Annotated in this window: 10 protein-coding genes; 6 read left to right on the top strand and 4 right to left on the bottom strand. The window is 63.2% G+C overall.

The features are described from left to right. Positions 1–214 precede the first annotated feature (214 nt). Complete coding sequence (locus tag JQS30_RS05465) at positions 215–799, bottom strand: TetR/AcrR family transcriptional regulator (RefSeq protein ID WP_213172367.1); 585 nt, start codon at positions 797–799, stop codon at positions 215–217. 168 nt (positions 800–967) lie between these two features. Here JQS30_RS05465 and JQS30_RS05460 point away from each other — a divergent pair, with 168 nt between their 5' ends. Next, positions 968–1633, top strand: coding sequence for an NADPH-dependent F420 reductase (locus JQS30_RS05460; protein ID WP_213172366.1), 666 nt, complete (start codon positions 968–970; stop codon positions 1631–1633). 92 nt (positions 1634–1725) lie between these two features. Here JQS30_RS05460 and gcvT read toward each other — a convergent pair whose 3' ends face one another. Continuing rightward, a complete protein-coding gene (gcvT, locus tag JQS30_RS05455; protein ID WP_213172365.1) occupies positions 1726–2856 on the bottom strand; it encodes a glycine cleavage system aminomethyltransferase GcvT in 1131 nt (376 codons plus the stop codon). Between the two features lie 81 nt (positions 2857–2937). Here gcvT and JQS30_RS05450 point away from each other — a divergent pair, with 81 nt between their 5' ends. Further along, positions 2938–4401, top strand: coding sequence for a leucyl aminopeptidase (locus JQS30_RS05450; RefSeq protein WP_213172364.1), 1464 nt, complete (start codon positions 2938–2940; stop codon positions 4399–4401). A gap of 188 nt (positions 4402–4589) precedes the next feature. Here the strand turns inward: JQS30_RS05450 and JQS30_RS05445 are convergent, their stop codons facing one another. Beyond that, positions 4590–4925 (bottom strand): oxidoreductase, encoded by a 336-nt coding sequence (locus JQS30_RS05445; protein ID WP_213172363.1) that lies wholly within the window; start codon positions 4923–4925, stop codon positions 4590–4592. Positions 4926–5214: 289 nt separating this feature from the next. Between JQS30_RS05445 and lpdA the strand changes: the two genes are divergently transcribed. Both lpdA and sucB read left to right on the top strand, forming a co-directional pair. Further along, entirely contained in the window at positions 5215–6600 is a 1386-nt protein-coding gene (gene lpdA, locus JQS30_RS05440) for a dihydrolipoyl dehydrogenase (protein WP_213172362.1), read from the top strand. 31 nt (positions 6601–6631) lie between these two features. Beyond that, complete coding sequence (gene sucB, locus JQS30_RS05435; RefSeq protein WP_213172361.1) at positions 6632–8392, top strand: 2-oxoglutarate dehydrogenase, E2 component, dihydrolipoamide succinyltransferase; 1761 nt, start codon at positions 6632–6634, stop codon at positions 8390–8392. 67 nt (positions 8393–8459) lie between these two features. On the opposite strand, the gene JQS30_RS05430 is transcribed toward sucB, so the two are convergent. Beyond that, a complete protein-coding gene (locus tag JQS30_RS05430) occupies positions 8460–9305 on the bottom strand; it encodes an SDR family oxidoreductase (protein ID WP_213172360.1) in 846 nt (281 codons plus the stop codon). Between the two features lie 479 nt (positions 9306–9784). On the opposite strand from JQS30_RS05430, the gene JQS30_RS05425 reads away from it, so the two are divergent. Both JQS30_RS05425 and JQS30_RS05420 read left to right on the top strand, forming a co-directional pair. After that, positions 9785–10522 (top strand): pyrimidine reductase family protein, encoded by a 738-nt coding sequence (locus tag JQS30_RS05425; RefSeq protein WP_213172359.1) that lies wholly within the window; start codon positions 9785–9787, stop codon positions 10520–10522. Positions 10523–10526: 4 nt separating this feature from the next. Next, positions 10527–12242, top strand: a complete 1716-nt coding sequence (locus tag JQS30_RS05420) for an ATP-binding protein (RefSeq protein WP_213172358.1) — start codon at positions 10527–10529, stop codon at positions 12240–12242. Positions 12243–12267: the final 25 nt, after the last annotated feature.

Below are 12267 nucleotides of genomic sequence, written 5' to 3'. Positions count from 1 at the left end.
TGCAGAGAATCGGGCCCGCTGATGAGACCACGCCCGGCCCTGACGCAGCAGCTGCGCGGCGAACGCGATGCGCCCGAGTGAATTGATCGAGGACAGAGCCGCTTACAGATGGTCGCCGCCAACGTTGTCGGCATAGACGTCGATCCCGTCGTGGGCCGCCTCGCGCAGCTGCCCTTCGATGTCGCCTTGCTTGTCTGGGTGCCCGAGGCGACAGCTACCGCGCGGGGAGTGCGCCCGCGATCAGTGCCTCTGCGGCGGACTTGGCCACGTAGGAGTCGCGCACGTCGCCGTCAAGGCCGCCTCCGGCCAACACCCCGTTCATGAGGACCATGAGCTGCCGCGCCAACTCCTCGGCGTCGGCCGCCCCGGCTCGCTTTGCCAGGTCGGTGGCCCAGCCGCGGACCTGGTCCTTGTGCTCGACCGCGCGGGTGTGAACGACGCTGCCGGGAACAGACTCGATCGCGGTGTTAATGAACGCGCAGCCGTGGAACCCCTCGACACTGCACGCGTCGACGACGGCGTCGAACATCCCCAGCAACTGGTCGCGGGGGGCCTCGCCCGCGCTGCGAGCGGCGGCGTGCAAGGCGTCGAACCACTGCTGGTCCACCTGGTCCAAGTAAGCCAACACCAGGTCGTCCTTGCTGGCGAAGTGTTTGTAAAGCGTGGCTTTGGCGACGCCGGACTCAGCGATCACGCGGTCAATGCCCACACCTCGAACGCCGTGGCGATAGAACAGGCGGAAGGCCGCGTCGAGGATGCGCTCTCGCGCCGAGGGCTCCCCCGCCTTGGGACGACCCATGTCCACACCTCCTCGCCTGCCTGGCCTACTCACGACAATCGTACAGACCGTTCCGTCCGTTATGTGCATCCCAAGGGTTCGAAGAGAGGTGATATCGCTTTACAATTAGACAGACTTGTCTGTATTTTTATGGAGATCAGCGGGACTCACCCGCCACAAAGGAGACTCATGCGCATCGCAGTTTTGGGAACCGGGCAGGTCGGACGCAACCTCGCGTCCGGGCTGGCCAATATCGGCCACGAGATCACCGTCGGCACCCGCGACGTGAAGACCACCCTGGCCGCTACCGAGCCGGGAGCGTTCGCCGGCTGGGCCGAGCAACATCCACAGGTCAAGCTGGCGACCTTCGCTGACGCCGCAGCGAACAGCGAACTCGTGGTCAACGCCGCCAAAGGCACCGCGACACTCGATGTCTTGACCGCGGCCGGAGCCGAAAACCTGTCCGACAAGATCCTTATCGAAGTGTCCAACCCACTCGACTTCGGAGGCGGATTCCCCGCCACCTTGACGGTGAAGGACACCGACTCGCTGGGAGAACAAGTACAGCGAGCGTTCCCGCAGGCCCTGGTCGTCAAGACCCTGAACACCATCGCCAATGAGTTGATGATCGAGCCCAAGCGCCTCGCGGGCGGCGATCACACAGTCTTCGTCTCCGGCAATGACGCCGACGCCAAGGCCACCGTCACCGACATCCTGACCGCCTTGGGTCACGAGGACGTGATCGACCTGGGAGACATCACCACCGCGCGCGGCACCGAAATGTACCTGGGGCTGTGGATGCGACTGTTCCAGTCACTCGGGACACTCGACTTCAATATCAAGGTGACCCGCTAAGGCACACCCAGCGCAAACGGAAAGGGCTGGGCTCCCTCGCTTTACCGGGGGAGCCCAGCCCTGATTCGACATTCGATTTACCGCCAGCGGCGCTAGCTCTTGGTCTTCGCCTCCACGAACGGTGGCTTCACGACCTTTGCGGCGAGGCGGCGGTTGCGCACTTCGATCTCAACCTCGCTGCCCGGCTCCAAACCCAACTCCTCGTCGGTGTCCAAGAGGGCTAGAGCGATGCCGACCTTCTTGGTTGGGGAGAATGAGCCCGAGGTGGTCACTCCCACGGGCTTATCGCCCACGAAGACGGTCATATCGGCGCGCGGCACTCCGCGGCCGGTGGCTTCCAGGCCCCACAGCTTCCACTCCGGCCCTGCCTCCTTCTCGGCCACCAGCGCGTCTTTACCCCAGAACTCGTCCTTCTTCCAGCCCACGGCCCAACCGGCTCGCGCCTGGACCGGGGAGATCTCGGCGGAGAGCTCGTTGCCATGCAGCGGGTAGCCCATCTCCAGGCGCAGCGTGTCGCGGGCGGCCAGGCCACAGGGAACGATGCCATCGGAAGAGCCCTCCGAGACCAGAGCGTCCCATACCTCGCCAGCTCCTTCGGAAGGGACGACCAGCTCATAGCCGTGTTCTCCGGTGTACCCAGAACGGCACACCAACACCGTCGTACCACCGAACTTCGCCTCGGTGAAACTCATGAACTTCTCCGGCGTGGGCAAGCCCAGGCGTTCCAGCAGCCCTTGCGAGGCAGGCCCTTGTACCGCCAGGATGGCCCAGTCGTGGTGCTGGTTGTCAATCTCGATGCCCTCAGGCTGCACCTGGATCAGGCGTGAGGCCACACCCGCGTTATTCGCGGCGTTGGGCACCAAGAGGACCTTGTCCGCAGAAAAACGGTAAACGATCAGGTCGTCGACCACGCCACCATTGTCGTCGCAGCACAACGTATACAGGGCATCGCCGTCACCGGCGCGCTCCAGATTGCGAGTCAGACAGCGGTTCAAGAAGTCGATCGTGCCCGAACCGGACACCATGACTTTGCCGAGGTGTGATACATCAAACAACCCGACCCGTTCGCGGACAGCGGTGTGTTCAGAGATCACGCCACCATCGGCGTATTCGAGAGGCATCGTCCAGCCGCCAAAGGGCGCAAACTTCGCACCTAGAGCGACATGACGATCGTGCAGCGGGGAGTTCACCAGGTCAGTTGGTGATGTTGACGTCTCTGTCATAACCGTGCACGTTACCGGAGTGTTATGGGCAATAGGATCGCCCCAAGCGTCATAGTCAACACCGACACGAAAGGCCAATTAATGACTCAACTTAAGGCAGCGGCAACTTCCGCCGCCGACATTGAGGTGGATGTACTGGTAGTGGGCCTGGTAGCGGGAGATGACGCTCCTGAGCTAGTGGGCGCAGCCGAGGTCAATTCCGCTTTCGACGACCTGGCCGGAACATTCCAACTGCTGGGAAACGAGGGAAAGGCCTCGTCAGTGACTTTCCTCCCCTCACAAGGCAACGTCGCCGCGAAACTCATCCTCGGCGTCGGATTGGGTAAGGCCAACGACGAGGGCGACTTCGAGGCCGAGACCCTGCGCCGTGCCGCAGGCGAGGCCGTTCGTGCCTCGTTTGGTCACGCCACCGTCGCCTTCGCATTGCCCGGCGACACCGAAGCCATCGCCACCGGCGCACTCCTCGGTGCCTACCAGGCAAAAACCTATAAAACCGACACCGATGACATCAAGCTTCCGCCCGAAGCGGTCACCGTGTTGGGCGCCGATGCGGCCACCCTCACCCGCGTTCATGGCCTGGCCGCAGGGGTCTTCGCGACCCGCGACTGGGTGAACCAGCCCGGAAACTACCTGCGCCCCCCGAGCTTTGCCGACGATATCGCTCACAAGAGCCGCGCCGTTGGCCTTGAGGTCGACATCCTCGACGAAACAGCTCTCCAAGAGGCCGGTTACGGCGGCATCCTGGCCGTCGGCATGGGTTCGACCGAAAAACCCCGCCTCGTCAAGATCACCTACCGGGCCGAGGGTGCGTCCAAGCACGTGGCCTTTGTCGGCAAGGGCATCACCTTCGACACCGGTGGAATCTCCTTGAAGCCTTCGCAAGGCATGTGGGACATGAAGGGAGACATGGGCGGAGCAGCCGCGGTTTGCGGAGCCATGCTCGCCATCGCAGAGGTCAAGCCCAACGTCAACGTCACCGCTTGGGTGGCACTGGCCGAGAACATGCCCTCCGGCGACGCCTACCGCCCCGGTGACGTCGTCACGACCTACTCGGGCAAGACCGTCGAGGTGCTCAACACCGACGCGGAGGGCCGGATGGTGCTGTGCGACGCGCTGTGGCGCGCCGCCGAGGACTCCCCGGATGCTATCTACGACGTGGCGACCCTCACCGGTGGTCAGGTCATCGCCCTCGGCGCTCGCTGCGCTGGCGTCATGGGCGATGAGGAGGAGACCGCTCGCATCAAGCGCGTCGGCGATTCCGTCGGCGAGATGATGTGGCCGATGCCCATCCCCGAAGACATCAAGAAAAACATGTCCTCCACCATCGCCGACGTGGTGCAGGTGGCACGTGGGATGAAGCGCGACGGGCACATGCTCCAGGGCGGACACTTCCTGTCGAAGTTCCTGCCCGAGGGGCAGGCTTGGGCGCACATTGACATCGCCGGCCCGTCGGACGGACCCGACGCCTACGGCTATGTTCCCGCTGGCGGCTCCGGAATTCCGGTGCGCACTCTGGTGGGCCTAGTCGAGGACTTCCAAAGCTAGGAACGCAAGTTCCACTCATCACGCCGAAGGGCCCCGAGCTTTAGCTCGGGGCCCTTCGGCACATGTCCTCGAATGGGAGGGGCGGGGGTCAGAGGGTGAGTGTCACCGCTACGACAGCCAGCCCGTGACGTTCACCGGCAATACGGGCGGGTGGGGTGAGGAACGCCGTAGGCGGCATTGTCCAGTATCTAAATCTCCCCGCGCTGCCGCAAGATCTTCTGCCGTTTGTCGTAATCGCGCTTGCGCTGCGGATAGCCGACCTTGGCCACCTCGTATACGGGGATTTCATACTTGTTACCAAATTTGAACGCGCCTTCAACTCCGTCGACACGCCGCCGGGTCCACTCGCCATCATGGGCGATCAACATGACCGTCGTCTCCGTCACCGTCGTCCGCGGCTCGATAAAAGCCTCCACACCAGTGCGCGACCGCACGAACTCCAGCAAATGCTTGAGGTCGTCGTTGTCAGATGCGCGATCCAGGGTGTCATTGTTTTGCTTCTTCTTACGCCGAAACCAGGCCACCGCTTCTCCTTCCCAAACGTGCGAGACCAACCGAGAAGCTTAAGGCGCAGCGTTTCACGCCAGCTTCGTTCAAACAAGCCTACAGTGGGCCAATGGAGCCATCTGTGTCCAGACACACACGCACCAGACTCCCGCACCGTGAACCCGCGTAGTTGAATGGTGGTACACACTCCAACCGACGGGTCTCGCCGCGTAGCGAGGCAATCAGGTGCGAGTATGAACGTGACACGATATCGCCGCTTATGCGGACGGTACGTACCCAAATAAAGACGCATTAGTGGGGAGAGCAATGAGCGACCCGAACACAGGTTACGACGTAGTAATCCTGGGTGGAGGCAGCGGTGGCTACGCCACCGCCCTGCGCGCGGGACAGCTGGGGCTGACTGTGGCCCTCATCGAGAAAGACAAGGTGGGCGGCACGTGTCTGCATCGCGGTTGCATCCCCACCAAAGCCCTGCTGCACGCGGGTGAAATCGCCGACTCCGCCCGAGAGTCCGAGCAATTCGGCGTACAAGCCGAGCTCAAGGGCATCGACATGCCCGGAGTCAACAAGTACAAGGACTCCATTGTCGGTCGCCTGTACAAGGGACTCACTGGCATGATCAAGGGCGACGAGAAAATCACCGTGATCAACGGGACCGGCAAACTGGTCGGACCCAACACCGTCGAGGTCGACGGTGACCGCATCACCGGTAAGAACATCGTTTTGGCGACCGGCTCCTACTCCAAGACCCTGCCGGGCCTAGACATCGACGGCGAACAAATTCTCACCTCGGATGAGGCACTCAACCTGGACGCGCTGCCAAAGTCGGCCATCGTGCTCGGCGGCGGCGTCATCGGTTCCGAATTCGCCAGCGCGTGGAAATCCCTGGGTGTCGAGGTCACCATCGTCGAAGCGCTGCCGCGCCTGGTAGCCGCCGAGGACCCCGACTCCTCGAAGGCCCTCGAGCGCGCCTTCCGCAAGCGTGGCATCAAGTTCCACACGGGCAAACCGTTCAAGTCCGTTGACAAGACCGCCGATGGTGTCACGCTGACCCTCGAAGACGGCACCGAAGTCACCGGCGAGCTGTTGCTGGTCGCCGTGGGCCGGGGGCCGACCACCTCCGGCTGCGGCTTTGAAGACCAAGGCATCACGATGGACCGCGGATTCGTTCCCACCAATGAGTACATGCAGACCAACGTGCCGCACATCTACGCGGTGGGCGACATCGTCCCGGGCGTGCAGCTGGCCCACCGCGGCTTCGGGCACGGCATCCTCGTGGCCGAGCACATCGCGGGTCTCAACCCGGCTCCCATCGACGAGGACGGCATCCCCCGCGTCACCTACACCGAGCCTGAAATCGCCTCCGTTGGCATCAGTGAGGAAAAAGCCAAGGAGCGCTACGGCGACAAGGTTAAGGTGTACAACTACAACCTGGGCGGAAACGGGAAGAGCCGGATCTTGAAAACGGCTGGTTTCGTGAAGCTGGTCAGCGTGGAAGACGGCCCTGTGGTCGGCATCCACATGGTCGGGGCTCGCATTGGGGAGCAAGTCGGTGAAGCTCAGTTGATTTACAACTGGGAAGCCTACGCATCGGACGTGGCGCAGCTAATCCACATGCACCCCACCCAGAACGAGTCGCTCGGTGAGGCCCACCTGGCCCTGGCCGGGAAGCCGCTGCACGCACACGCGTAACAGCCACCGCTAAGAAGGAGCACGTAAAGAAATGCCGACTTCGGTAACAATGCCCGCCCTTGGTGAGAGCGTCACCGAGGGGACAGTCACGCGCTGGCTGAAGCAAGAGGGTGACACTGTAGAGGCCGACGAGCCGTTGCTGGAGGTGTCGACCGACAAGGTTGACACCGAGATCCCCTCCCCCGCCTCTGGCGTCATTTTGAAGATTGTGGCTGCGGAGGACGATGAGGTGGAAGTCGGCGGAGAGCTGGCTGTCATCGGAGATGCTTCCGAGGCCGATTCCGCCGGTGGAGGCGACGACAGTTCCTCCGCCAGCGAAGAGACTGACGAACCCGAGGCTGAAAAGTCCGGCTCTGAGGAATCGAAACCTGAAGCGCAAGCGGAATCGTCCACCTCAGAGTCTTCCTCGACTGACAGTTCCTCGAAGGGCGCCGCGTCGGGCACCGAGGTGACCTTGCCGGCCTTGGGCGAGTCCGTCACCGAGGGTACCGTCACTCAGTGGCTGAAATCCGTCGGTGACTCCGTGGAGGCCGACGAGCCGTTGCTGGAGGTGTCGACCGACAAGGTTGACACGGAGATTCCCTCTCCCGCCTCCGGCACGCTACTGGAAATCAAGGTCGAAGACGACGAGACCGCTGAGGTAGGGGCGGTGCTGGCGATCATCGGTTCCGGTGACGCGGCTGAGTCCAAGCCGGAGCCTAAGAGCGAGCCAACTGAGCAAAAGCAGGAGACCAAAGAGCCTGCCAAGGCCGAGGAAGCCGTCGCCGCGAAAGCCGAAGAAGCTCCGAAGCCGAAGGTCGACGAGAGCAAGGCCGAGGAAGCCAAGGGCCCCGAGGCCCCGGCCCAGTCCTCACCTCCCAAAGCCGACGTGCCCAAGGGCCTGTATGTGACGCCGCTGGTCCGTAAGCTCGCTGGTCAACACGGGGTGGACCTGTCGCAGGTCTCCGGTACCGGCGTGGGGGGTCGTATCCGCAAGGAAGACATCCTGGCCGCTGCCGAAAAGCAGGCACCAGCGAGCTCCGAGGCGGAGGCTCCGCAGGCTCCCACGGCTCCGGCCGCTCCGAGCCCGCTGCGTGGACGTACCGAAAAGATGTCACGTCTGCGTCAGGTGATCGCACAGCGGATGCCTGAGGCCCTGCACACGCAGGCCCAGTTGACCACGGTCGTCGAGGTGGACCTGACGAAGGTGGCGAAGCTACGAGCCGCGAACAAGGACGCTTTCGCACAGCGCAACGGCGTCAAGTTGTCCTTCCTGCCGTTCTTGGCCGTGGCCGCCATCGAGGCGCTGCAACAGCACCCGGTCGTCAACGCTCACATCGACACCGAGGCCAAGACCATCACCTACCCGGACACGGAAAACCTGGGTATCGCGGTGGACACCGAAAAGGGTCTGTTGGTTCCCGTCATCAAGAACGCGGGCGACTTGAACCTGGCCGGAATCTCCAAACGAGTGGCCGACATTGCCGACCGGGCGCGCAACAACAAGCTCTCCCCGGACGACCTGTCGGGTGGCACGTTCACGCTGACGAACACGGGCAGCCGTGGCGCCCTGTTCGACACGCCGATCGTCAATGCTCCGCAGTCGGCGATTCTCGGAACTGGTGCGCTGGTGAAGCGGCCAATGGTCGTCAACGACCCGGAACTGGGCGAGATCATCGCCGTCCGGTCGATGATGTACCTGGCGCTGTCGTACGACCACCGTCTCATCGACGGTGCCGACGCCGCTCGTTTCTTGGGCACGATGAAGGAACGCCTGGAAGAGGGCAACTTCGAAGGACAGTTGGGGCTCTAAGCCGCCGACGTTAACTACAGGTGGGGCCAAGCGCTACGCGCTTGGCCCCACCTTTATGTTCATGGGCTTAGAAGCCGTCGAAACCCTCCACGTACAGGTCAAGTTGCAGGTCGGCATTGCCCTCGACTACCGAGTAGCCCGAGAAATCGGTGATTCCCTCTTGCCTGAGCACTTCCTCGTCGAGGAGAGCGTTGCCGGTGAATGTGGCGGGGTCGCGGCGCAGCATCGCTAGCGCGGCGTCGGCCACGATTTGCGGGGTGCGGCTGCGGTTGATCATCTCGGTGCCGCCCAAGGCGTACTGCACGGCGGCGGTGGCCACGGTCGTGGTCGGCCACAGGCAGTTGCCCGCTACCTGGTTGCCCGCTTCGGTCTGAGCCAGACCCAATGTCAAGGTGGTCATACCGAACTTGGTGACGGTGTAGGGGCCCGGTTGGCACCATTTGGGGTCGGTGCTCAGCGGGGGCGAGAGCGTCAACACGTGCGCGTGGCTGGATTCTTGCAAGTAGGGCAGGGCCGCGGAGGTGACGGCGAAGGTACCTCGCAGATTAACTTGCTGGATGAGGTCGAATTGCTTGAGCGACATGTCCCCGATGGGGGTGAGGTTGAGGGCGCTGGCGTTGTTGACCACGATGTCGAGTCCGCCGAATTCGTTGGCCGTGCGCTCGACCGCATCGGTGACGAAGTCGTCGTCACGAACGTCCCCCACCAGCGGCAGTGCTTTTCCACCGGCTTCTTCGACCAGCGAAGCAGTCTCGAAGACGGTGCCGGGAAGTTTCGAGTGCGGCTCGCCAGTCTTGGCCACCAGCGCCACATTGGCTCCGGACTTCGCCAGCGCTACTGCGATGTATTGCCCAATGCCACGCGAGGCACCGGTGACAAAGGCGACTCGGCCTTCCAGGGGGTTTGCGTTCATGAGTGGACTCCTCGTCGTCTGTGTGACATCGTTCGTGGCGCTGCGTTGGTCGTCGACTGCGCGTACCTGCACGTTACGGTCCTGCCCTCGGCCATTCGAGGTTTCTGGCGGCACCCCGCGTGGCGGGGCTGAGACGACGTGTCGCTCTTGGTTGCGGCCAAGTCGTAGCGTAGGGAATCCTCGGCGAAGCGGACGTGTGGCTGGCGCAGTCAACCCTGTGCCATCGCTCTCCCCCATATGCTACCGCTCGGTAACTTCCGGAGTCCACCCCTGGGACCGACGGAAACCTCCAAGGATGATCGCGACCCGAGCAGGTCATAAAAGTGCCTCTAGTCGCTTTCCTCCCTTTCCCGATAGCACATTCGCCGCTGCGCTGGGCTCCCGGTGGAACCCTTCACCCCGGGGCACACCTTGGCCCGGACCAGCACAGGTGGCCCACTGCTCATACCCAGACGCCCTAGTCGGGCTAGGGTGTCCACGTGTCTGGATTTTGGTTTTCTGAACTCAGTGACCTTAGTGAACAGCAGCTCTACGCGGCGTACGCGCCACCGGCGGAGGCCGAAAGCTGGCTACGGGTCAACTTCGTGACCTCGGCCGATGGCGCCGTTGAAGTGGAGGGACGATCTGGCGGGCTCTCGGGGACCGCCGACAAGCGCGTCTTCAAAGTGCTGCGCGCCCGTTGTGATGTGCTTTTGGCGGGGGCCGGGACCGTCAAGGCCGAAAACTATCGGGAATTGGTCCTCGACCAGGGCCGCACCGCATGGCGTCGCGCCCACGGCATGGAGGACGTCCCCATCATGGCGGTCGTATCCGGTTCGGCCAGCCTCGACCCCGGCAGTGAACTCTTCACCAAAGCTCCCCGCCGCCCCATCGTCATCTGCTCGGCCGCCGCCCCAACCGAGCGCGTCCGTGACCTGCGACAGGTCGCCGATGTCATAGCCGCAGGCGATGATGGGATCGACTTTCCCGCTGCCATCGCCGCGCTAAGGAAACGGGGGCTCAAGCAAATCCTGTGCGAAGGGGGTGCCATGACATTCGGTTACCTGAGTGCGGCCAACTTGGTCGACGAACTGTGCCTGACAGTGTCTCCGCTCTTGACGGGACCGGGTGCCAGTCGCATCAGCGCGGGTCCCGCCAGGAGCGCTGTGCACAACCTGCGTTTGCGACACACCCTGCACGAGGCAGATAATTTGATGCTGCGTTACCTGCGAGGATAGGTATATGACTGAGACCGCACCCGTGGGCCGGGTTCTCGGCACTGAGGATTCCACCCCACTGTCATTCTGGGTCGGCGTCAGCGAAGGCCAATACGCCCAGCTCGACGATGTCCTCACCACGCTGCGCACGGTGCCCGGGGTCGGCCAGGTGGAAACCTCGGGTGTCGTCACCGCTGTACGTTCCCGGCACGAGGGAGCGCAGTTCGATTCCGATGTTTTCGATATCGCCTCCGGGTTGCTCCCCGCCCAAATTCAAGAAGCCGCCGAAGTCACCGTCACCCGGGTCGAGCCCGAAGTGTTCGTTCCCCCTCAGCCAGGCCAGCCAGTGCACCGAGCTGAGGGAGCCGACCGGGAACGCGCCTTGTTCTTCGACGGTATGACGCGCAAAATTCCGCTCGGATTCTCCCGTGACGGGCTACCAGTAGTGCTGAATCCGGATTTCCTCGATGGCACCCGGGGAGCGCACGTTTCGATCTCTGGCGTCAGCGGCGTCGCCACCAAGACGTCCTTTGCCACGTGGTTGCTGTATTCGATGCTGAATTCACAGGCGCTGGGCGGCGAAGCGAAGAACACCAAGGCGCTCATCTTCAACGTCAAAGGCGAGGATCTGCTCCTGCTCGACCATCCGAACTCGCGCACCGATGAGACGATCGACGATCACTATCACCGACTTGGCCTCAGCCCCGGCGCGTTCGCCTCGGTGTCAGTGCTGGCCCCGCCGCGCCCCGGCGACGTCAACGGCACCCCCGACGTGGCGTGCCGCTCCACGGGTGTGGCGCCCTTCTACTGGACTCTCGACCAGTTTTGCCACCAAAAGCTACTACCCTTTGTCTTCGCCGACGCCGACGACGACCGGCAACAGTACACAATGGTTGTTCACCAGGTCGCGGCGCAGTTGGAAAAGACCGCGCAGGCCAAGGGCAACGGCTCCATCGTCATCGACGGCCAACACCTGACCACCTATGACGGTCTCGTGCAATACATCTGCGACCGACTCTCCGATGAGGACGACCGGACCCAGTGGGCCGGTAGCGCCGTCGGGCTAGGTACCGTCAACGCCTTCATTCGTCGCCTGGTCGCCTCCGAACGGGATGTGGGACGGCTGGTGCGCGGCGACCTGGCTCCACAAGCCGACTCGTTCACCACCGACGCCCAAGTGACCGTCGTTGACCTGCACAATCTTCCCGACCGAGCCCAACGATTCGTCGTAGGCGTCATCTTGCGCAGCGAATTCGACCGCAAGGAAAAAGCCGGGTCGGCTCGACCCCTCCAGTTCATCGTCCTCGATGAGCTCAACAAGTACGCGCCTCGCGAAGGCTCCAGCCCCATCAAGGAGTTGTTGCTCGATATCGCCGAGCGTGGCCGCTCGCTGGGGGTCATCCTCATCGGCGCGCAACAGACCGCCTCCGAGGTGGAACGGCGTATCGTGGCCAATAGCGCCATTAAAGTCGTCGGCCGCCTCGACGCAGCCGAAGCCGGTCGCCCAGAGTACGGTTTTCTTAGCCAAGCACAACGCCAGCGCGTGCTGATGGCCAAACCCGGCACCATGTTCGTCGCCCAACCAGAGCTACCGGTCCCCTTGGTGGTCAATTTCCCGTTCCCCACCTGGGCCACTCGGCCCTCGGAGGCCGGTCCTCCTCCGAAGTCGGCCGCCTCGTCGGTGACAGCCCACCACGACCCGTTCGCTCTTTCGGACCACGACGACGATATCCCCTTCTAGCACCCACACCACCGCATACGAGGGA

The organism is Natronoglycomyces albus (assembly GCF_016925535.1).
GTDB classification, from domain to species: Bacteria; Actinomycetota; Actinomycetes; order Mycobacteriales; family Micromonosporaceae; genus Natronoglycomyces; species Natronoglycomyces albus.
The sequence above is the reverse complement of the archived record's forward strand: the minus strand, read 5'-3'. Positions and strand labels throughout refer to the sequence as shown.

What these genes read in the sequence shown, in the direction of transcription:
- JQS30_RS05420 (WP_213172358.1), top strand. Translation starts at nt 10,527, where the DNA reads ATGACTGAGACCGCACCCGTGGGCCGGGTTCTCGGCACTGAGGATTCC.
- JQS30_RS05465 (WP_213172367.1), bottom strand. Translation starts at nt 799, where the DNA reads ATGGGTCGTCCCAAGGCGGGGGAGCCCTCGGCGCGAGAGCGCATCCTC.
- JQS30_RS05460 (WP_213172366.1), top strand. Translation starts at nt 968, where the DNA reads ATGCGCATCGCAGTTTTGGGAACCGGGCAGGTCGGACGCAACCTCGCG.
- gcvT (WP_213172365.1), bottom strand. Translation starts at nt 2,856, where the DNA reads ATGACAGAGACGTCAACATCACCAACTGACCTGGTGAACTCCCCGCTG.
- JQS30_RS05450 (WP_213172364.1), top strand. Translation starts at nt 2,938, where the DNA reads ATGACTCAACTTAAGGCAGCGGCAACTTCCGCCGCCGACATTGAGGTG.
- JQS30_RS05430 (WP_213172360.1), bottom strand. Translation starts at nt 9,305, where the DNA reads ATGAACGCAAACCCCCTGGAAGGCCGAGTCGCCTTTGTCACCGGTGCC.
- lpdA (WP_213172362.1), top strand. Translation starts at nt 5,215, where the DNA reads ATGAGCGACCCGAACACAGGTTACGACGTAGTAATCCTGGGTGGAGGC.
- sucB (WP_213172361.1), top strand. Translation starts at nt 6,632, where the DNA reads ATGCCGACTTCGGTAACAATGCCCGCCCTTGGTGAGAGCGTCACCGAG.